The organism is Pyrobaculum islandicum DSM 4184 (genome assembly GCF_000015205.1).
GTDB classification, from domain to species: domain Archaea; phylum Thermoproteota; class Thermoprotei; order Thermoproteales; family Thermoproteaceae; genus Pyrobaculum; species Pyrobaculum islandicum.
The window spans coordinates 1,078,568-1,098,214 of record NC_008701.1; the positions used below are offsets into that span (position 1 = coordinate 1,078,568).

Here is a 19,647-nt window from a genome sequence, read left to right on the forward strand (position 1 = left end):
TTTCACAAGGAAGTTGCCACGGGGGTCACCCTACCGATTTGTGAATATGGGATGCCGAGTTTCTTAAGTCTTTCCTCGGCCTCTTGTACAGAGTCGGGCGGCAATGTGGCTAATAAAACGCCGGAGCTTAAAGTCTCCAAGGGATCTATCCCAAAGGCAGAACACAACTCTTCAACCTCCCTGTACACAATTACTTTACTGGGATCCACCTCTATAGATACCCCAGAAGCATATGCAATTTCGGCTAGTCCGTTGGCAATTCCGCCCTCAGTCGGGTCGTGCATAGATGTAGCTAAATCCGCAAGGGCGAGAGCCTCCCTCAACACAGAAACAGCTTTTGCCAACTCTTTAGCTCTGTCTAACACCTCCTTATTTATCCCCTTTTTGAGGGCCTCGTTTTCAAAATCTGTGGCGAGTATAGACGCGGTTTCTTGACCGGCGGATTTCGTCATGAATACAACGTCGCCGGGCTTAGCTCCGGAGGTAGAGATATAACGCCTTCCTACGCCTATTGCTGTTGCTATAGCCACCGGTCTACCAACTGCGGATGTAACCTCAGTGTGACCTCCAACTATAGCCACATTGACCTCTCTAGCGGCTAGATCTATTTGTTTTGTCACTTCGTCAAGGAGGGTCTCGTCAGTTTCTGGAGGGAAGAGGAGAGCTATAGAAAGCCACATCGGGGGGATTCCCCTTACAGCTATGTCATTAGTAGGCACATACACCGCGAGATAGCCGAGCAGTTTTATAGAGCCAGATATGGGGTCTGTGTGAATTGCCAAATAGTAACCTCCTAAGTCGATTATCGCCGCGTCTTCGCCTATAGCTGGGCCCACCAGCACCTCCCGCCTAGGCGCCCCCCTTCTGTTAAAAACAAGGCGCTCAAGCACATCGGGCGGGATTTTGCCAATTTTCATAAGATAGGAGAGTTAATGGTATTAATACAATAGTCTCTACTTTTTGTGCAGAACGGAGATATGTCGCATTGGACTTCGTTAGTGCAGCCAAGGAGAGATACCCGCGTACTTCTCCCACGTCTTTTACAGAAGAACTTCAAGGTTGTAGCTATAGCGGAGAGCTTTAGTCTTGAAGACGGTTACTCAATATACGCGGGAGTTCTAGCGCGTAGAGATGGCGTAGTAGAAGAAGTGGCGTTTGACATAGCAACTCTAGGAGGCACAGACGGCACAGAGTCTGTCTCTAGGATTCTAAAGGCTGTGCTTAGGCCCGACGTCGGCTTAGTCATGTTAGACGGCTGTGTAGTCTCTTTCTACAACTGGATAGACGGTGAGGAGCTGTGGAAGAGATTTAGAAAGCCTGTAGCTTGTTACGTCTTCGAAGAACCCGAGGGGAGGGTGGAGGAGGCTGTGAGAAAGCTTTTTACAGACTGGGAGAAGAGAGTGGAGGCATACAGAAGATTAGGCCCGCCGGTGCCTTATTATATGCGAAGCGGCTATAAGATATATGTGAGGGCTTGGGGGATAGACCCAATAGATGCCGGAAGGGCGGCCGAGCTGTGTACAAAATTCGGCAAGATGCCAGAACCGCTCCGCATAGCTAAGATAGTAGCTAGCGGGGCTAGACAATTCTTAAAAACCATCCGTATGAAGATATGACAATGGTAACTAGGAGGAGGTTTCTCGTCGGCGTAGTTGCCGCTACTGTTATAGTTGCTGTAGGAGGCAGCCTTCTGTTTTTCACGCGTAGACAAGAGACGCCGCCGGTTACAACAAAGGCGCCGCGCGGTGGACACTTAGCTGTCTATAACTACTCTTATTACATAGATAAAGATCTGCTTGTCGAGTTTGAGAAAGAGACCGGCATCAAGGTGATATACCAAGAGTTTGAAAGCGGGGAGGAGGCCTACGCCGCTCTCCTCAGAGGTGGGGGTGGATACGATCTTATTGTAGTGCCAGACACGTACCTAAAGGACGTGATTAAGAGGGGCTACGTGAGGAAGATAGACCACGGCAGACTTACAAACATTGGCAATATTGATCTAGCGTTTTTCGAAAACCCAAATGACCCTGGCCTTCAACACTCTGTTCCCTACGCCTTTGGTACTACGGGCTTTGCTGTCAATTACTACTCCATGGCTGTAGACGTTGGCAGAAGGCTTGACAGTTGGAGCGACCTCTTTGACTTCGACCTATTAGAGAAGATGAAGAACAGAGTAGCCATGCTAGAGGAGTTTATAGAGCCTGTCATGGCGGCTAAATACGCCCTCGGGATAGATCCCAACGACTGGAGCCAGGAGGCGGTGGATAAGGTGACGGATCTTCTAAAGAGACAGAAAGGCTACATCAGGGGGTACATGGGGATAAGCCAGATCGTGCCGGCTATAGCCGCCGGCGAGCTGTGGGTTTCGCAAATCTGGAGCGGAGACGCTGCCACAGCCCGCGACGAGTTTATTAAACACGCCGGCGAGAAAAACGCCGATAAGTTCGAGTACGTACTGCCAAAGCCCATGACGCACAGATGGGTCGACTTTATGGTCATCCCCCGCGACGCGAAAAACATCGACGCGGCATACGCCTTCATAGACTTCCTGCTTAGACCCGAGAACTCAGCCAGGATCACCAAGGCCTCCTACTACCCAACTGCGTTGAAGAGACAGCTAATAGAGAAATACCTCGATCCAGACATACTCCAAGATCCCGCAGTCTTTCCGCCTGAGGGGGCTAAGCTGATTTACCTAAACTACACGGAGGAGATGATTAAGGCGGTGGAGAAGATAAGCTACGCTGTTAAAGGCTAAACCAACCGTATTTAAACGGTTCACTGAACCGCCGCCCTAGAGGGCGGAGGCTTTCTGTTTGTAATATCCATTACAGTCATTACGGCTTATAAAGTCGTCCCCTTGTCTTTTTCTTGGCCCCTCTCCGGGGGCTCAGGGGCCCGCCTCGGGTGCGCCGGGGCGAGGGGGCGGGTCATACGGGGGCTGGCCGCTGATTGTTTATATTGCATCTGTCTCCGTGCCCCCGTCTGCCGCCCCAGGGGCCAAGTAGACGCCGTTCATGTGAAGAGTGTAGTTACGAGGTTATAAAGTTTGATAGTTCGGAGTGGAAAAATGGGTTGTTTTGTCTTTTCTATCAACTCTTGGTATCTCTTCTCTGCCCATGTCATGGGCACGTTGTCTCTGTGCGCTCTGAGACCACAAGAGGGACAACGTATGAAACGGCCGATCTCCACAGCCATCTTCGCGCCACACTTTAGACAGATGGCCGAATACAACCTTTCTTCCAGATACGGAAGACCGTGCCACTGAGCCAGCTTCTTCAACTTTCTTCTCTCTTGACCCCTCGCTCCCCCTGCCCCCTCTGGCGTATATGCCTAAAGACCGCGATATATATGGCAGTGGGCTTGGAGCTTAAAGACGCCGAAAGAGACCTCAAGAGCCTTGTTGTTAGAGTCTGGCAGAGTTGCCATATCAAAATTTCCAAGGTAGATGGGGTAGCGAGTATGCCAAGGCTTTGTCAAAATAGGAATTGACTTCTGTTTGAGGCTTGATCTGGGGAACTAGCCTTGCCAAGAGCCGGCTTTGAAACTCGTTGACTCCATACTGTTGACGCTTGATATTGATAGAGAGGCGGAGAGGATGGTTGGATATGTTTAAAACCCATGAGGTTACATAAGCTATGGCTCACGAGGAGCATAGGGCTAAGGGGCAACGCGTCGCAAGGTTCTATATTGTGACTGTGAGTACCTCTAGATACCGGGAGAAGGCAGAGGGGCGTACCCCTGTGGACGAGTCTGGAGACCTGGCGGAGAAGATGGCTAGAGAGGCCGGACATCAGGTCGTCGGCAGAGACTTAATTCCAGACGACCTCTACCTAATAAGGCGTAAAACCTTGGAGCTTATCTCGCGGGAGGACGTAGACATAGTGGTGTTCACTGGCGGCACCGGCCTTACTAAGACCGACGTCACTATAGAGGCCGTGAGACCGCTGTTTGAAAAAGAGATAGAGGGCTTTGGCGATGTGTTTAGATATTACAGTATACAAGAGGTGGGGACTGCCGCCTTTTTAACAAGGGCGACTGGGGGCATAGTCGGCGGCAAGGCCATCTTCCTACTGCCGGGTTCCCCCAACGCGGTGAAAGTCGGCATGAGGATAATCTTGGCCGAGGTCTCCCACATCCTCTACCTAATCAAGCAATGAGACAGATCGCAGTTGCAGTACATAGTGACTACATCCCTGGCCTGAGGGAGAGGGCCAGGCTTTTTGTACATGCTTTAGCGGACAGATGTCCAGACGCCGTTTTGCTGGTGGGCGGCTATTGGGGTCACATGAGAGATGTCGTCGACAGTGCGCTTGAAAGAGGTATGAAGGTTGTGATTTTTCTGCCAATTGAAAAAGAGGGGGTACAACTGCCGGAGCGGGTTGTAGTTATAAAAACGGGTTGTGAGTTTAGATGTCGGTCTGTTATAATGGTGCGTTCTGCAGATGTGGTAGCTGTCCTCGGGGGTGGCGTGGGGACGATGATCGAGGCGTTCATGGCTTATGCCATGGGCAAGCCTCTGTATGTGTTAATAGACACGGGGGCTTCAAGCGACAGACTTTCTCAAACATATCCCGAGTATTTTGACGATAGGAGAGTACTAAAGGTGGTTTATGTAAGCGACCCAGTAGCTTTAGCCGAGGGTGTCTGCGGCGCCGGTCCCGGCGTTTTAACTAGCTTTGGATAACCATAGCGCGGCGGCGTTTTGTATAAAATGTAGTAAAACAGAGGCGGGTAGTCCATATCTGTTATAAGCAAAGGCAAGGGCTAGGGCTATAATAAAAATGGGCACGGCGCCGAGACCTGGTTTATGTAAAAACGCGAAGAGAATAGACGATAGTAAATAAGCCGCAGTTGTACCCAGCCTACCTTTTACTTCTTCAAAAACAATTCCTCTAAACACTACCTCCTCTACCAACGGGGCTAGCGCCAAAGCTTGGATCACAGCCAGAATTTTGCCGAGGGGACATGCCAAGACTTCTACAAAGAACTTCTCTTGTGATCTACTCAACTCTATATATTCAGCACGTATGGGGGGCACAGCTATGACTACCGCCCCTGCTGCAAGTAGAGAAAGGAAGTAGACCACAAAAGCCAGAGGAAACCTCTTGCTTAGCCTCCATTTAACTAATAGCCCAGCTGGGATAAACGCCGTGTATATCGCCGTACCAGCATATAGAGTTATACAGATAGGTGGCTTTAATAATATCAACACCATCGCTATGGCGATAAACGCTACGGCGACTGCCACCTTCAGAAGGCCCATGTCCCATCTGGCAGAGTAGGCTCTCGGACATTGGCTCATGGCCTATCTAATGGAGTAGGTAAAAACGATTGCCGCCGTTACTCTGTCTTTTGTTTTCTCATTTCTTGTCCTCTCTGACTAGTTTTGACTTACAAACTCCTCTATTTCACGAACGGCTTACCTGGCCCCCAGAGGGCGGTAGCGAGGGCGCCGATTAGCGATAAAACCAACGCTCTGTCTCCCAGATGGGCCGCTCTCACCCGGCGCACCCAGGACGGGCCCCCAAGCCCCTGGGCCAGGAAAAAGATTGGTAGATAATATATAGTTTCTGAATCACATGTGAAGAGAGATCTTTATAATTGACATCTTGTAGATCATTATGTGAGTTTTGGCGGTATAACAAACTGGCGTCCCGTTAGAGTTGTGTTTAAGAGAGACGTAGATCTACCTCTGTTGGGGATTTCGCATAAAGCTGGCACTGAGACCGAAGTGCCTCTATATCTTGCGTTAAGACTAGATGAGATGGGGGCTGTAGAAATAGACGAGAGTAACGCTGTCCAGCCTAGAGATGTTGCGTCTCTGAAATATTTAGAGCAGAGAGAGAGCTACCCGGTTAAATTACCTGAGGATTTTTATCCAAGAGTTAGACTTACCATCTATCTGCTTAACAAAAAGGGTGATGTAAAAACTCTACGGACGGTAGTACAGGATGTAAGAGAGTTAGTTATTGAACGTATTAAGAAAATCTCTGTCCTCGTGGCCACAAAGCCTGACATAGTAAATGACCAAGACTTTGTAAGCCGGCTTACGCCTGAGGAAAAAGCGCTATTGTTGTCTATTCACGCAGCTATTACCTCCTTTATATTTTCTATAGTTTAACATCTGTGTAATAATTTCAGCGACGTCTTTAGCAACGACGTTGGGCGGCCTTGACGCGTCTACAACCGGGTATCCCTCCTCTCTTGCCCTCTGGAGATAGATTTCGCGTACCCGTTTTAAAAAGGCGCTGTGTTCGTACTTTTCTGAGTCCCCCCTCTGTTTTATACGAGCTATAGCTATCTCTGGGTCTACGTCAAGTATTATTGTGATGTCTGCCTTGGGAACTGCGGAATTTATAATCTTTATAAAGTCTATAGGGACGCCGGCTGCGCCTTGGTATGCTATTGAAGATTCTATATATCGTTCGCTGATTACTATATATCCTTCTCTAACCTTTGGCTCTATCTCTCTCTTATAGTGTTCTATTCTATCTGCGGCGAAAAGTAACGCATCTACATGTGGGTCAATTGTGCCGCCTTTTAAAGCCCATTCTTTTATTAATCTTCCAATAGGCCCTCCGCTGGGCTCTCTGGTGACATAGACCTTAGGTAACATCTCTGCGAGTTGTAAAATTACAGTGCTTTTGCCCGAGCCGTCGATGCCCTCTATTGCTACAAATGCCATAGTAATGACTTGAGTTATTGTTTTAAGCGATTAGGCTCGGCCTAGGTAATTTAGAATCCCTCTTGCCGCCAACACGCCGGTGGCGGCCGCTACGTTTATTCCTCTGGAAAGGCCAGCTCCGTCTCCCGCTACAAAAAGCCCGGGCACTGTCGTCATGAGGTTTTTATCTACCACAGGCCGTAGCGAATAGTATTTAATCTCAGGGGCGTAGATAAGCGTCTGGGGGCTTGCCACGCCAGGCGCAAGTTCGTCAAGTTTCTTAAGCCCCTCTATTATGTCCTCTACAACTCTATGGGGCAACGCCAGAGATATATCGCCGGGAGTTACATCTTTTAAAGTCGGCGATATGCTAGATCTTCTGATTCTATCCCAGGTAGACCTCTGTCCACGTTCTAAATCGTAGAGACGTTGTATAAGAGGCTTGCCGCCCCCCAGCTTAGTGGCTAGCTTGGCTATAGATTTACCATATTCTATAGTATCTTCCATCGGGTCTGTAAGCCTGAGCGTAACTAAGAAGGCGAAGTTTGTATTTTCGCTTTTCCTCTCTAGATAGGTCTCTCCATTTACTCCAACAGTCCCGTCTGCATATACTTCTTTTACTACAAAACCACGGGGGTTTGTACAAAATGTTCTAACCTTGTCGTCGTATTTAGAAGTGTAGAGAATTATCTTAGGGTCGCGTATTGCGTCTGTAAGAGGCTTCATGACGTGGTAAGGCACTTCTACTCTAACTCCAATATCTATAGGGCCGAAGCTAAACGAGGCGCCTAGTTTCTTTAGTTGAGAAATAAGCCACTCGGCGCCGCCGCGGCCTGGCGCTAAAAGAACGGCTCTGGCATTTAGAACTCCTCTTGTTGTTTTTACTGTAAATAACCCATTGTCTCCTTTCTCAACTTCAAGAGCCCATGTGGCATACATTATAGCCACACCTGCTTTTTCAAGGTATTGGGTTATATTCTCTACGACAGCTCTTGACCCATCTGTTCCAATATGTCTCTGGCGTATGGGTATTATCCTGGCGTTAACTCTAGCCGCTAGTGCAGAGAGCCTTTGTATGAGTTCCATTTGTGGCTCGTAGACTGCTCCAGGCGCTCCAAACTCTACGAAGGTCTTGTCTATGTAATTTATCAATTCCATTGCCTTGTCCCAATCGCCAACCAGTTCGTGAAGATCTCCTCCCACGTCTGGTCTGAGATTTATGAGACCGGAGCTCAAAGTGCCGGCTCCCCCAATTCCGTAGACAATATGACAAGGCACGCAGAAAGTACACTTCTCTAGGGGCGTTTGGAGGGGACAACGTCTCTGTGATGCTCTATACCCCCCGTCTATTAATGCAACTCTCACTCCGCCTGCCTTTGCGAGCTCAAGCGCGGCGAATAACCCGGCGGGTCCTGCTCCTACTATTACAACGTCGTAGTCTCCGACGTATTTCTCAAGAGTTCGTAGACGGGAGAGATACTGGGTGACCACCTTTGCATAGAGATGTACGCTATATATAAAGTGTTTGCAGTAAAAAATTCAATATTGTGCGATGGGTAGATATGTTAAACCTAGGCAACTTTTTATAATCTAAAGTCTTGTCAGATCGTGCTTTATGTAGTAGTAGATGGGTTCTTTGGCGATACTGGAAAGGGCAAGGTAGTAGCTTATTTAGCTCAAGCAGATAGCCCAGCACTGTGTGTAAGAACCGGCGCGCCAAATGCTGGACATACTGTAGTTCTAGGGGGTCAGACTGTCGTGTTGAGGTCTCTTCCAACCTGTTTTGTAAACCAACAGACAAAGTTAGCTGTGGCGCCAGGCGCGCTCATAAAATTAGATGTATTTCTTCTTGAGGTTGAAAAATTCGGCGGTGGGAGGACATATGTCGATTATCAAACAGGGGTGATAGAAGATAAACATGTCGAGATGGAGAGACAAGACGAGTACCTCATGAAGGTTGTGGGCTCTACTGGGCAAGGCGTGGGCGCGGCGATGGTTGATAGAGTATTGAGAAGGCTGAAACTTGCGAGAGACTTCGAAATTCTTAAGCCCTTTTTGGCAGACGTACCAACTATGATATATGAAAACAGAGGTAATGGTGTGATTATTGAGGGTACTCAGGGAACTTTTCTATCTCTATATCACGGCACATATCCGTATGTCACAAGTAGAGATGTTACGGCAAGCGGAGTTTTAAGTGAGGCGGGCGTTGGGCCGAAGGCTGTAGACGAGGTCATATTGGTCTTTAAGGCATATGTCACTAGAGTAGGCGCAGGGCCTTTGCCAGGCGAGTTGCCGCCGGATGAAATAGAGAGGAGGGGCTGGGCAGAGAGGGGGGCTGTGACAGGTAGGCCGAGGAGAGCAGCTCCGTTTAATATAGAATTGGCAAAGAGAGCTGTGCTTCTCAATACGCCAACGCAAATAGCCATTACGAAGGTAGATGTGTTATTTAAAGATGCGACAAGCAAGACACGTTGGAGTGACTTGCCGCCGGAGGCGCGTAAGTGGGTTGATGAGCTAGAAGAGACGCTGAAAGTGCCAGTGACGCTTATAGGGACGGGACCCGAGCCGCGTCACATGGTTGATTTAAGGAGAGAGAAGGGGAGGTTGTGATTTCGCCTTTTGACTGGCGCTACGGTAGTGAAGAAATCAGGGCTTTATTTACGCCACAATCTTTTATCGATACATACATAGAAGTGGAGAGGGCCCTTGTCTGCGTTTTGGAAGAGTTAGGCGTCGCTGAGAGAGGCTGTTGTAAATCGCTAGACGGCGTAAAAATAAGCGCTGAGGAGGTCTATAAACTAGAGAGAGAGACGGGACACGATATTTTAAGCCTTGTCTTTCTCTTGGAGCAGAAGAGTGGTTGCCGGTTTGTGCACTACGGTGCTACATCAAATGATATAATAGACACGGCATGGGCGTTGTTAATACGTCGCGCTCTTTCTATAGTAAAAAGGAAGCTAGATATAGCAGGTGAAGAGTTGAAACGCCTTGCTAGGAGGTATAAAAAACTTGTGATGGTGGGGCGGACTCATGGCCAGTGGGCAGAGCCAATAACTCTAGGTTTTAAATTCGCTAATTACTATTATGAGCTGTATATGGCCTGTAGATTTTTAACACAAGCTGAGGATTTCATAAGGGCTAAGATTGGGGGCGCTGTGGGAACTATGGCCGCTTGGGGAGAGCTGGGGCTTGAGATAAGGCGCCGGGTTGCAGAGAGGTTAGGCTTGCCCTACCACATAATTACGACTCAAGTAGCGCCGAGGGAGAGCTTTGCGGCTTTGGCTTCTGCGCTAGCGGTGTTAGCTACTGTTTTTGAGCGTCTAGCTACTGAAATACGTGAATTATCTAGACCTGAGATAGGCGAAGTAATAGAGAGAGGCGGAGGCTCGTCGGCAATGCCACATAAGACAAATCCTACAGTCTCAGAGAGAGTAGTGAGTCTTGCTAGATATGTTAGATCGCTTATAGACGTTGCGTTAGAAAACGTAGCTCTGTGGCATGAACGCGATCTTACCAATTCGGCAAATGAGAGAGTGTGGATACCAGAGGTTTTTCTAGCTATTGACGAAATTTTAAACAGCGTAGCCAAGGTTCTGCGTAATATAGAGATAAACGAGGCTAGAATCGAGGAGAACTTACAGAAGGCCTTGCCGTATATACTCACAGAGTTTCATATGAATAGACTGGTTAGAGAAGGTTTTTCTAGAGCCGAGGCCTATCGTAGGGCTAGAGAAATAAAAGAAGTAACTTTCGAATACGAGAGGTGGCCGATTGAAAAACTTATCGAGGACGCCCTTTCATTGAAGTTATGCGGGTAGGCGTTGTTGATTATACTGTTGGAAATATTGGTAGTGTTATAAATGCGCTAAAGAGAGCGGGGGCGGAGCCGTTGGTAATTAAAAACCCTGAGGAAACATCGTCTGTAGACGTGTTAGTACTTCCAGGAGTTGGTACATACGAAGTCGCTTATAAGATGGCACACGCATTTAGAGATTCTATATTGCAGAAACCAACGTTAGCAATATGTCTCGGCATGCAACTCCTCTTTGAATCTAGCGAAGAGGGCGGCGGCCGCGGCCTCGCCATATTTAGGGGGTCTGTAAAAAGAATTGAAGCGAGAAAAATACCTCATATAGGGTGGAGTTATACAAAAGTAGTGAGACCACAGCCGTTTGTGGAAAGCGGCTATTACTACTATATGCATAGCTACGGAGTGCTCTGGGATGAAAACGACGAAAGCCATGTGGCATATGTAGAGCTCGGGAGGAGATATGTAGCGGCGGTGTTATACAAGGGGATTCTCGGCCTTCAGTTTCACCCAGAGAGAAGTGGAAGAGGAGGGATAGAGTTAATCAGGCGGTTTTTAAAGGAAATGGCAAGACGTTGACTTTCAACATTCTCTACGCGTTCTATAGGGCAATTCGTACCGCCGACTCAAAGAGTCTAACGGAGACGGGGCAGAAATATATGTACGAGGGATAAATACACCGACGTCTTCAATACTCGGGCTCCCCTTTGTATAACCGGCCTTCCCCGGGAGGGCTCGGGGCACGCGCACGAGTCGCGCTGGGCAATCCAGGGCGTAGGGGTCCCGCCGTGCCCGTGCGGACGGGCTTGGCGAATGTAGCAGTCGGCCGGATCCCTATGTCCGGGGCCACGGCTCCGGACATGTCCCGAGCTCCCCGGGGAATGCCGGCGTCACAAAAGGGGTAAACATTTTGTGCGTTGAGGAGCGTTATACCCGTTTTTACTTCTCGTAATGTAGCCTGGTCTTTGACCCCATATCTTTTTCTTGGCCCCTCCCTGGGGGACTTGGGGGCCCGTCTCGGGTACACCGGGGCGAGGGGGCGGGTCATACGGGGGCCGGCCGCCGGTTGTTTATATTGTAACAGCTTGGCGCCCCCGTCGGCCGCCCCAGGGGCCAGACGCCGTTCGTAAGAAGTAGTTACGAGGTTAAAAGTTCGATAGTCGCAAGGGTAGAAAAAGCGGGTTGTTTGTCTTCTGGAGTAGCTCCCGGTATCTCTTCTCTGCCCATATCACGGGGACGTACCCGATGGCTCATGGGTAGACTATCGGCAAGGATGCAGGCGAGGGAAAAACTCTACTATTTAAGGCGGGGAAGCGGCCATACGGTCTTGATTTGTTTAAAAGATAAAAAATCTGTCTCTAATGTGTTGAAAACTATACTTGCTAGAGAGGCTGTGAAATATATAGAAAGCGGTATGACTGTGGGACTCGGCTCTGGTACAACTGCGCGAGAGTTTGTTAAAGCCCTAGCGGAGTTTGGCCCTCGCGACGTCGTCCTTGTAGCTACGTCTATTGACAGTGAGTTGTTAGCCATAGAGGTGGGGTTGGGCGATAGGCTGAGGCCTCTGTGGGCTGTGGAGACTATCGACATTGCAGTAGATGGGGCAGATGAGGCGACGCGAGATAAAGTGTTGCTAAAGGGCAGAGGCGGCGCTTTGTTAAGAGAAAAGATAGTTGACTATTTAGCCAGGCGGTTTGTTGTGTTAGTTGAGGAATATAAAGTTGTCCAGTATATCCCCACGAGAAACCCCATACCTATAGAAGTGGTGCCTTGGGCATGGCGACATGTGGCAAAGGCTATTAAAGATAGGTATGGCGGCGTAGCTAAACTTAGACAAGACGGCGGAAAGCTAGGGCCTGTGGTAACAGATAATGGCAATTATATTATCGATTGGGAGCCGTCAGCGCCAATACAACCCTCGTTAGAAGACGAGCTAAAGCTAATCCCCGGTGTTGTAGAGACGGGAATTTTTTCAAAGAGACGTGATGCTATTGTCATAGTAGCTAGAGAAAACAGCTCTGTATATACATTTTAGTTATTGATGGATATCTCGTAATAAACATAGATATAGGGCGATGTTTCATTTACTGTTAGTGTTGCATAATGCGTAGCATAAAATCTCACAGATATGTGTCCGTCTGTACACTTCAGCTCTCTCCTATCTATAAGTACATAGTCTCCGTGTAGATATCCCGTATATGTCCCATTACCATATAAGTAGCCATAGACAACTCCCTCTAATGTCGCACCGTTTGGCACTAGAGGTTTTAACACGTCGTAGACCGTAGACGTAGTCAAGTCAAAAGATGTCCCCCTTATTGCATTTACTGTATTTATCAGCGCCGAGGGCCTCAACCAGTCTATAACTCCGCCAGCTCTATATCTACGAAATGTGACATTCCACATAAAGACGTCTCCCCAGAAAGCCCAGCTGAAGTTTAGCCTCTTGAGGAGACTCCTCTCTCTTACCTTAGACATGGCTTGTTCAAACAATGCGCCAAGCTCTAGATATTTACTTATGTTTAAAGTCCCAACGGCCTCCCTAGCTCTTGACTCAGCCGCTAGACATATGGTATAGTTTAGACGTGAAGTAAGAGAGCTCCATTGGTCTAGGGCAAATTTTGCAATTCTATAGGCCTCTAATGTGTTTGAATATGCCTCAGTTAACACCAACAAAACACCGACTGTAGACACCAGCGCGATTACAACAATTGAGAAGTATATCAGCCACCACACTTATACCTGGCGCTTTATAAGGCGCTAAAGCGTTGTTAACTAGTGCGGAAATACGCCCAACCTCTCCACTTCAACTCTCTACCGTCCCACCAGACAACGCCGCGGCCCTCGGCTACTTTAGCAAATGTGACATAGGGCTCTTTTACATCGCAATCTCGCCTTATGGCAAACACTGGGAGAAACTCCTCGCCGCCGTTGAAAACTAATTCGCCAATATCTAGGCCCCTTTCTTTTGCAAAACTTAACACCTCCTCTGGTACAGGGAGAGATTCCACTATTATGTCTACGCCATTTGCCATAGTCCAAAGCACATCGGCTAAGCCATCTGACGAGTCCATACTAGCTGTAACACATTCAGGCGGGGGGAGGGGCCACAGAGGCTCTGGCCTCTTTAACATTTCCACACCCTTAGCTACAACAGGATCATCGTCCCTCCAGTATCTATAGGCTAGAGATGTGTAGCCAAATTTAGGTATTGTCACGAGAATATCGCCTGGCTTAGGCGTGCGGCCTATTCTGTAGGTAGCTCTGCCTATAATCGCGACGTCTACTACCACATCGCCGCCCTGGTTTAAATCGCCTCCTACATATCTCAGAGAGAGACGCGTCGCTGCCTCCCTCGCCCCCTCTATAATCTCCGCGGCTTCCTCAAGGCGGGGGGCTGTGACTGAGACAAGCATATAGAGAGGCTCTACATATTTTACTCTTATATCGCTGTAAGCCGCGGCTACGTTTCTCCAACCGAAGTCTCTCCAAGTCTGGAACGGGAGTTTTGAAGTAGATGCCGCAGAGCCGTCGATTTTAAGCGCCCATCCGTCTATGTATACTACGTCGTTGTCCTCAAGTCCAAGAGCCGATATTAGGCCTTTTAGAAATTTCTTCTCATCCACTATTCGGCTGTAACCTGTTCTAATAACTTCAGTGTATCAACATCTTCGTCTCTCAACTTTTGCCAAAGCGGCGAGTTTTTACACAGTACATAGCGGGTTCTAGCTCTTGTATCGTCTCTCTGCATAAGACCTGACTCCACAAGTTTTTCCAGTATGTGTTTTACTAAGGTAAGCGCCACTGGAGCTGTTGTATCTATTCCGCCAAATTCTAATACCTTCCTCGGTGTAAATGAGACACAAGACCCCCTGGCCTCTCCTACTATTTTCCGCATCCCTGTGTAGACCGTTCTAAGGACTGTTTTGAAGTCTGATAGATTAAAGCGATGATTCATGGAAATTTACTCTGTCCAAAATTTAACTCCACCAAATATCTTTGCCCCCAGGTATTACATTCTATCCTGTATAACACCTGTATCTATGGCCATCACACTTTTTGTAACTATTTCGTACTCATGAGCCACATCCCCGGCCCTGGGGCCCGGCGACCAGGGGGCAAAGCCAGCCCCCAATGACCCAAGCCCCTCGCCAGCGGCCGCCGAAAGGCGTCTCCGCAGGCGGGCCCCGAGCCCCCGGGGAGGCCGGGAGCCGCAAAAAAGGGGGCTCTCTACACAAGTGTGCATGACATAGAGAAGAAAAACTAGATTCTAAATTTCTCACTCGCCTACGACTATTACAACGACATTACGTCTACGGGGCCCATCCATTTCGATAAGCATAATTTCTTGCCAAGTCCCACGTCTAAGTTCGCCGTTTACCACGGGCATTACCAAGTGGAATCCCAAGAAAATGTTAGCTAAGTGGGCGTTGGCATTGTCGTCAATTTCGTCGTGGCGATAGCCGGCGCCGCGGGGAAACAAAGCTCTCACTTTGTTAAGAATATCTTCTTTAAGCCTGGGCTCGTTTTCATTAGCGGTTATAATCGCCGTGGCGTGAGGCACGTAAATTAACGCTATGCCGTTTTTCACACCGCTTTTTTCTACAGCTTTTTCAACCTGCTCGCTTATGACAACGATCTCCTCTCTTGACCGAGTAGATATTTGAAACTCCTCTACATATACTTTCACGACTTTCTGAGTCTCTACGTTTTTTAAGTTATGACGTAGAGAAAGCCAACCATCACGCCGCTCACTAAATTGACGCTCTCATTTGTTAAAAAGCCTTTCTTACGACAGCCAGTTACATAAGTTTCCAATATTTTGCCATTACAAACATACTTTATCTGGAGAGCTGCGCCTAATATACTGTCTAAGAGCTCGCCTAAATATCCAAAAAGAGCGATTTTCCAAAACGGCTGTGGTATCCAAAGGAGGGGTGATAGAGCCGCTATAGTAAAAGCTCCTGCCACAGACGCCATAGTGCCTATAAGCGTTATGCCGCCAGAAGTCCCAGGTTCTACCCGTCTCCACGGTGCAAGAATATACCTCGGCGTTCCGCCATATGCCACGCCGACCTCGCTTGCCCATGTATCTGCAGTAGCAATGGCCACTGCCACAGCCGCCGCGCCCAAAAACTTAGCGTCGCCTGTCAAAAGATAGATAGATGCAAACATAGCAATTGGCGTGCCGACGCCCACTACCTGTCTCAGCGAGCGGCCAGAGACGTCTTTGAGACCCCTTTCCAACTTCCACTGGGCCCTGAGTTTTGTAAGGAGCGAAGATGTAACAAAGAATACCGCCATCAGTAGAAAGAGGCCCATATGAGCTATTGCGACGGCTACTCCCACGGCTATTGCAGAGAGCGTGCCTCTTGTAGTGAGAAAGCCTTTCTTTAATGCCAGAATAGCCAAAATTACAACAGAGGGCACTGTAATAATGTAGAGATCCATCGCCACCGCTATTACATATATATTTATTGGTTTTCTACACTATGGACATAGTAACTAAGTTACATCAGAAATACGGGGGGGCGATAGAAAGAGCTTTAGAACACTATCTCTCAATAGATGTAGCGCCAGATTTTAGAGAAGAAGTGCTGTATCAGATAAAAACCGGCGGGAAGAGACTAAGGCCTTTGTTAACATTGGCAATAGCTGAGGCAGTCTCAGGGCAGTGGGAGCCGGCTCTGCCTGCTGCAACTATAGTGGAGTTAATTCATAACTACTCTCTTATATATGACGATATTATAGACAGAGGAGATGTGAGAAGAGGCATGCCGACAGTTAGAAAAGCCTTTGGAGACAACGCCGCTATTTTAATTGGCATATGGTATAGAGAGGCTATTGAAGAGGCTGTATTAGATACGCCGAAGCCTCTTGTTTTTGCAAAAGAGGTGGCCAAGGTAATTAAGGCAATAGACGAGGGAGAGAGACTAGACATCCTTTTTGAATACGCCGGGCGAGACGACCCGTATTTTATAAAAGCTAGAAAGAGAGACGTGACGGTAGAAGACTATATACACATGGTGTCGCTTAAGACAGGCGTATTAATTGCAGCTGCTGCAAAATGGGGAGTTTTATCAGTCAGCGACAGTAAGGAGCTCGCCGAGACAGCTTGGAACTTCGGCTTAAATGCTGGCATAGCCTTTCAAATTATCGATGACGTACTTGATATATACGGCGATCCGAAAAAATTCGGCAAAGAGATTGGCAAAGATATTAAGGAACACAAAAGGGGAAATGCGGTTGTGGCCATAGCGCTTTCAAAACTCCCGCACTCCGATAGAGAGCGTCTACTTTCAATATTATCAAAAGCAGAAGTAGGCGAGGCCGATATAAAAAACGCTGTCGCTTTACTAGACTCTGTGAAAGCTAGAGAAGAGGCTCTTTCACTTGCTGAAAAGTATAGAAGAGAGGCAGAACGCTATCTGGAGAATATCCCAAACAATGGTACGTTGAAAGAATTGTTAGATTTTATACTAGAAAGACAATACTGATGTATATAGTCAAATTTGGCGGTTCTGCAATAACAGATAAAACAAAGCCATATACCTACGTCAAGGGGCGTATTTCATATATAGCGTCTACACTTCGCGGTAGACCAGCTGTGCTTATACATGGCGCTGGCTCTTTTGCACATCCTCACGTTAAGACATATGGCCTAACTCCCCTAGGGATAGCGTATACAAAGGCAGCTCTCAAACGTCTTACTTCATATGTAATAGAAGAGCTGGCAGAGGCTGGGGTATACGCCATGCCGATAGAGCCTAGCGATATCTTCTGGAGAGACACCCCAACTAGACTTGAGCCTATTAAACACGCCCTCGAAAATGGTCTATATCCGCTTCTCCACGGCGATATAGTTCCCGCAGATGTGGGGTATGTTGTCATAAGTGGCGACGACATAGCTCTCCAACTTACAAAAGCTCTTAAGCCAAACGCCGTGGTTTTCCTAATGGATGTAGACGGCATATATACAGCGCCGCCGGGCACGCCTGGGGCTTCTAAAATTCAGAGGATAGAAAGCGACATAGATATAGAGGGCACCGCAGGCATAGATGTAACGGGGGGTGTTAGAAAGAAGATCGCGGTGGGTCTTGCGATAGCGGCTTTGGGAATTCCAGTCTTCTATTGTTCAATTATGGATAGAGAGGCAGTAGAGAAGATATTAGAAGGCAAGACCCCGGAGAGTTGCACCATGGCTGAGCCTTAGAAAAATTTTACGCTTTTTGGAAGCCCATCTGCCAGCTCCACTCTTATATAACTACCGCTTAACGTGGCATGTAATGTATTTTCCACGCCAATAATCCACGACTGTATTTTTTCAAATTTGTCCATAGTATATGTGAGAAGAATCACGGGTTTTTTTGCATTGGTTGGCAGCGCTTCGGCAAAATCGGCGGGGTTTATCGGCGTATTGTACTCCAACACCGGCAAGACATATACAGGTCTCTCTGCGGCGTCTAGAGATATTTGTTGAGTCAACGCCTGGGGGAGCTGTATACCAGGCCTGTATAAAACTAGGTAGACATAGGCGTTATCGTATCGCGGAGGTGTTGTAACAGCTGAGACTGTGCCGTTGAAAAAGACATAGGCCTGGCTGACTGAGAGCACAGTAGTAAAGTCTGTGGTTGGAGAAGCGCCTCTATGGCCGATGATCATCCAGCCCAAGCCTGTGGTACCTAAGATATATCCAGTTTCGGCAAATATAAGGGCGATGAGGGCTATGATAAATATCTTCCCGCGCCTTCTTCTCTTTTCGCTTTTAGTAACCATGCCCTCGCTGTTGTCTAATTATATAAGTTTTAACAGTTGGCAAGATAGCCAGGGCTTACATAAGTTATCCACATTGTTAAGAGATAGAGCAGTGTAAATATAATACCTATAGTCTCAAGTTGTTTATACCACCGGCTGAGGAGTAAGAGTGTGCCTGCGAGAGAGCCGAGAAGAACGTAGCCCACTAGCGTTGTACATAACTGCGTATTTGGCCCAAAAATACTCCAAAATCCGCTTAAGACAAGAGAGACAAACGCTACGACAGCCAGTCCAACTACGACGTCGAACTTTTCCATATGTAGCAGTAGAAACACCTTTTTAAGTTGTCAACAAGTGAAGATTATGTCGATAATATATAGCGGCGAAATAACTTGTCCAGTCTGTGGAACAAAGACATTTAGATATGTGGAGATACTATATGAGACTCCCTTTTTCGGCAACGTGTTACTTCAAAGCGGCTACTGTAGCAATTGCGGCTACCGCCTTTTTGACGTCGAATATGCAGAAGTTGGACGGCCAATTCGCGTAATTTTTAAAGCCAAAGACGGCATAGATGTTGCAAAATCTCTTCTCATCCGTAGCAAGACTGGAGTCATATATTCGCCAGATTTAGGCTTTTCACTAGAGCCGGGGAGCCACGGAGAGCCTATGATAACTACAGTAGAGGGCTTTATGTATAAGATAATTGACTATGCGGAAAGACTAAAAGCCCTAGAGCCTGAAAATGCCGCTAAAATAGACGGATTTATAAATACCGTATATGAGAAGATAGAGAAAGGCGGTTTTACCCTAATAGTTGAGGACTCGCTAGGGAAGTCGTTTATACAGCCGTATAGGCCAGAAACAGTAACAGTAGAATACCTAGAGTAGGCCCCCTTTGCACAACCGGCCCCCCGTCCTGGGGTTGCCGAAAAGGCGGCTCCGGGGCGGGCTCGGAGCCCCCCAGAGAGGGCCGGGAGATGCAGAGGGGGCGAGACTATAGTCTTATCCTAAAGGAGTTGGGCGACTCAAAACAACTGCGTGTCCCTAGGTGACACGCGACTCCTATCTGTACTACTTTTAATAAGACAGCATCTCTATCGCAATCAGTTCTAAACTCCTTTACTATCTGGAAGTGTCCGCTGGTCTCTCCCTTTAGCCATATTCTATTACGTGAAGTAGAGTAGTAGTGGGCCAAGCCTGTCGTCAACGTTAAAACGACAGCCACCGGGTCCATATAGCCGACCATTAAGATGTCTCTGGTTTCAATATCTTGTGCCACGGCGACTACTGTACCTCCTATGTGGCGATAGTTTAGCAATCTGGCTATTTTCCACGCCTCTTCTGGCGTTGCTAACGGCTTTGTCTCTAGATCGTCGAATACGCGCATCAGTTGTCTCACAGTTGAAGATTT

The 19,647-nt window shown here is 47.9% G+C and carries 25 protein-coding genes and 1 pseudogene; 13 read left to right on the forward strand and 13 right to left on the reverse strand.

Annotation, left to right across the window (positions count from 1 at the left end; genetic code table 11):
- Positions 1–2 precede the first annotated feature (2 nt).
- A complete protein-coding gene (locus tag PISL_RS06095; protein ID WP_011762929.1) occupies positions 3–917 on the reverse strand; it encodes an AIR synthase family protein in 915 nt (304 codons plus the stop codon).
- Positions 918–977: 60 nt separating this feature from the next.
- On the opposite strand from PISL_RS06095, the gene PISL_RS06100 reads away from it, so the two are divergent.
- The gene (locus tag PISL_RS06100) at positions 978–1,616 is read left to right on the forward strand and encodes an endonuclease dU (RefSeq protein WP_011762930.1); all 639 of its coding nucleotides are present in this window, start codon (positions 978–980) and stop codon (positions 1,614–1,616) included.
- Positions 1,617–1,618: 2 nt separating this feature from the next.
- Complete coding sequence (locus PISL_RS06105) at positions 1,619–2,758, forward strand: polyamine ABC transporter substrate-binding protein (protein ID WP_053240375.1); 1,140 nt, start codon at positions 1,619–1,621, stop codon at positions 2,756–2,758.
- 257 nt (positions 2,759–3,015) lie between these two features.
- Here PISL_RS06105 and PISL_RS10820 read toward each other — a convergent pair.
- Positions 3,016–3,300: pseudogene (locus PISL_RS10820) on the reverse strand (zinc ribbon domain-containing protein); the annotation flags it as partial.
- A 51-nt stretch (positions 3,301–3,351) separates the two neighbouring features.
- On the opposite strand from PISL_RS10820, the gene PISL_RS11170 reads away from it, so the two are divergent.
- From PISL_RS11170 to PISL_RS06115, 3 genes are all read left to right on the forward strand, one after another.
- Entirely contained in the window at positions 3,352–3,492 is a 141-nt protein-coding gene (locus PISL_RS11170; RefSeq protein ID WP_209319989.1) for a hypothetical protein, read from the forward strand.
- 146 nt (positions 3,493–3,638) lie between these two features.
- Positions 3,639–4,160: a MogA/MoaB family molybdenum cofactor biosynthesis protein gene (locus tag PISL_RS06110; RefSeq protein WP_011762932.1), complete on the forward strand. Its 522-nt coding sequence runs from the start codon at positions 3,639–3,641 to the stop codon at positions 4,158–4,160.
- Positions 4,157–4,687 (forward strand): SLOG cluster 4 domain-containing protein, encoded by a 531-nt coding sequence (locus PISL_RS06115; RefSeq protein ID WP_011762933.1) that lies wholly within the window; start codon positions 4,157–4,159, stop codon positions 4,685–4,687. Before PISL_RS06110 ends, PISL_RS06115 begins: the two co-directional genes overlap by 4 nt.
- On the opposite strand, the gene PISL_RS06120 is transcribed toward PISL_RS06115, so the two are convergent.
- Positions 4,670–5,305: a CPBP family intramembrane glutamic endopeptidase gene (locus PISL_RS06120; RefSeq protein ID WP_011762934.1), complete on the reverse strand. Its 636-nt coding sequence runs from the start codon at positions 5,303–5,305 to the stop codon at positions 4,670–4,672. The two genes, PISL_RS06115 and PISL_RS06120, sit on opposite strands and share 18 nt — an antisense overlap.
- Positions 5,306–5,626: 321 nt before the next feature.
- Here PISL_RS06120 and PISL_RS06125 point away from each other — a divergent pair, with 321 nt between their 5' ends.
- Positions 5,627–6,124 carry a DNA replication complex GINS family protein gene (locus PISL_RS06125; RefSeq protein ID WP_011762935.1) on the forward strand — a complete coding sequence of 166 codons (498 nt, stop codon included), beginning with the start codon at positions 5,627–5,629 and terminating at the stop codon, positions 6,122–6,124.
- Here the strand turns inward: PISL_RS06125 and tmk are convergent.
- Positions 6,071–6,688, reverse strand: coding sequence for a dTMP kinase (tmk, locus tag PISL_RS06130; protein ID WP_011762936.1), 618 nt, complete (start codon positions 6,686–6,688; stop codon positions 6,071–6,073). The two genes, PISL_RS06125 and tmk, sit on opposite strands and share 54 nt — an antisense overlap.
- A gap of 30 nt (positions 6,689–6,718) precedes the next feature.
- On the reverse strand, positions 6,719–8,158 hold the full coding sequence (locus PISL_RS06135; protein ID WP_011762937.1) for an NAD(P)/FAD-dependent oxidoreductase: 1,440 nt from the start codon (positions 8,156–8,158) through the stop codon (positions 6,719–6,721).
- 117 nt (positions 8,159–8,275) lie between these two features.
- On the opposite strand from PISL_RS06135, the gene PISL_RS06140 reads away from it, so the two are divergent.
- The 4 genes from PISL_RS06140 to rpiA all read left to right on the forward strand — a co-directional run bounded on the left by PISL_RS06140 (position 8,276) and on the right by rpiA (position 12,513).
- Entirely contained in the window at positions 8,276–9,280 is a 1,005-nt protein-coding gene (locus tag PISL_RS06140) for an adenylosuccinate synthetase (RefSeq protein WP_011762938.1), read from the forward strand.
- A complete protein-coding gene (gene purB / locus PISL_RS06145) occupies positions 9,277–10,488 on the forward strand; it encodes an adenylosuccinate lyase (protein WP_011762939.1) in 1,212 nt (403 codons plus the stop codon). The genes PISL_RS06140 and purB overlap by 4 nt, the downstream gene beginning before the upstream one ends.
- The gene (gene hisH, locus PISL_RS06150; protein WP_011762940.1) at positions 10,479–11,057 is read left to right on the forward strand and encodes an imidazole glycerol phosphate synthase subunit HisH; all 579 of its coding nucleotides are present in this window, start codon (positions 10,479–10,481) and stop codon (positions 11,055–11,057) included. The genes purB and hisH overlap by 10 nt, the downstream gene beginning before the upstream one ends.
- Positions 11,058–11,841: 784 nt before the next feature.
- Positions 11,842–12,513: a ribose 5-phosphate isomerase A gene (rpiA, locus tag PISL_RS06160; RefSeq protein WP_011762942.1), complete on the forward strand. Its 672-nt coding sequence runs from the start codon at positions 11,842–11,844 to the stop codon at positions 12,511–12,513.
- Here rpiA and PISL_RS06165 read toward each other — a convergent pair.
- From PISL_RS06165 to PISL_RS06190, 5 genes are all read right to left on the reverse strand, one after another.
- Positions 12,510–13,214 carry a hypothetical protein gene (locus tag PISL_RS06165; protein WP_011762943.1) on the reverse strand — a complete coding sequence of 235 codons (705 nt, stop codon included), beginning with the start codon at positions 13,212–13,214 and terminating at the stop codon, positions 12,510–12,512. The genes rpiA and PISL_RS06165 overlap by 4 nt on opposite strands.
- A 35-nt stretch (positions 13,215–13,249) precedes the next feature.
- On the reverse strand, positions 13,250–14,104 hold the full coding sequence (locus tag PISL_RS06170; RefSeq protein ID WP_011762944.1) for an AIR synthase related protein: 855 nt from the start codon (positions 14,102–14,104) through the stop codon (positions 13,250–13,252).
- Entirely contained in the window at positions 14,104–14,436 is a 333-nt protein-coding gene (locus PISL_RS06175) for a hypothetical protein (protein ID WP_011762945.1), read from the reverse strand. The genes PISL_RS06170 and PISL_RS06175 overlap by 1 nt, the downstream gene beginning before the upstream one ends.
- A gap of 321 nt (positions 14,437–14,757) precedes the next feature.
- Positions 14,758–15,168 (reverse strand): secondary thiamine-phosphate synthase enzyme YjbQ, encoded by a 411-nt coding sequence (locus tag PISL_RS06185; RefSeq protein WP_011762946.1) that lies wholly within the window; start codon positions 15,166–15,168, stop codon positions 14,758–14,760.
- Positions 15,169–15,191: 23 nt separating this feature from the next.
- Complete coding sequence (locus PISL_RS06190) at positions 15,192–15,929, reverse strand: DUF92 domain-containing protein (protein ID WP_011762947.1); 738 nt, start codon at positions 15,927–15,929, stop codon at positions 15,192–15,194.
- Between the two features lie 41 nt (positions 15,930–15,970).
- Between PISL_RS06190 and PISL_RS06195 the strand changes: the two genes are divergently transcribed.
- Both PISL_RS06195 and PISL_RS06200 read left to right on the forward strand, forming a co-directional pair.
- Positions 15,971–16,975 carry a polyprenyl synthetase family protein gene (locus PISL_RS06195; protein WP_011762948.1) on the forward strand — a complete coding sequence of 335 codons (1,005 nt, stop codon included), beginning with the start codon at positions 15,971–15,973 and terminating at the stop codon, positions 16,973–16,975.
- Positions 16,975–17,691, forward strand: a complete 717-nt coding sequence (locus PISL_RS06200; RefSeq protein WP_011762949.1) for an isopentenyl phosphate kinase — start codon at positions 16,975–16,977, stop codon at positions 17,689–17,691. The genes PISL_RS06195 and PISL_RS06200 overlap by 1 nt, the downstream gene beginning before the upstream one ends.
- On the opposite strand, the gene PISL_RS06205 is transcribed toward PISL_RS06200, so the two are convergent.
- Together PISL_RS06205 and PISL_RS06210 are read right to left on the reverse strand one after the other, a co-directional pair.
- Positions 17,688–18,254 carry a hypothetical protein gene (locus PISL_RS06205; RefSeq protein WP_011762950.1) on the reverse strand — a complete coding sequence of 189 codons (567 nt, stop codon included), beginning with the start codon at positions 18,252–18,254 and terminating at the stop codon, positions 17,688–17,690. The genes PISL_RS06200 and PISL_RS06205 overlap by 4 nt on opposite strands.
- Before the next feature lie 29 nt (positions 18,255–18,283).
- Complete coding sequence (locus PISL_RS06210; RefSeq protein WP_053240378.1) at positions 18,284–18,550, reverse strand: hypothetical protein; 267 nt, start codon at positions 18,548–18,550, stop codon at positions 18,284–18,286.
- 46 nt (positions 18,551–18,596) lie between these two features.
- Between PISL_RS06210 and PISL_RS06215 the strand changes: the two genes are divergently transcribed.
- The gene (locus PISL_RS06215; RefSeq protein WP_011762952.1) at positions 18,597–19,124 is read left to right on the forward strand and encodes a ZPR1 zinc finger domain-containing protein; all 528 of its coding nucleotides are present in this window, start codon (positions 18,597–18,599) and stop codon (positions 19,122–19,124) included.
- Positions 19,125–19,230: 106 nt separating this feature from the next.
- Here the strand turns inward: PISL_RS06215 and hisI are convergent, their stop codons facing one another.
- Positions 19,231–19,623 carry a phosphoribosyl-AMP cyclohydrolase gene (gene hisI / locus PISL_RS06220; RefSeq protein WP_053240379.1) on the reverse strand — a complete coding sequence of 131 codons (393 nt, stop codon included), beginning with the start codon at positions 19,621–19,623 and terminating at the stop codon, positions 19,231–19,233.
- Between the last annotated feature and the right edge of the window lie 24 nt (positions 19,624–19,647).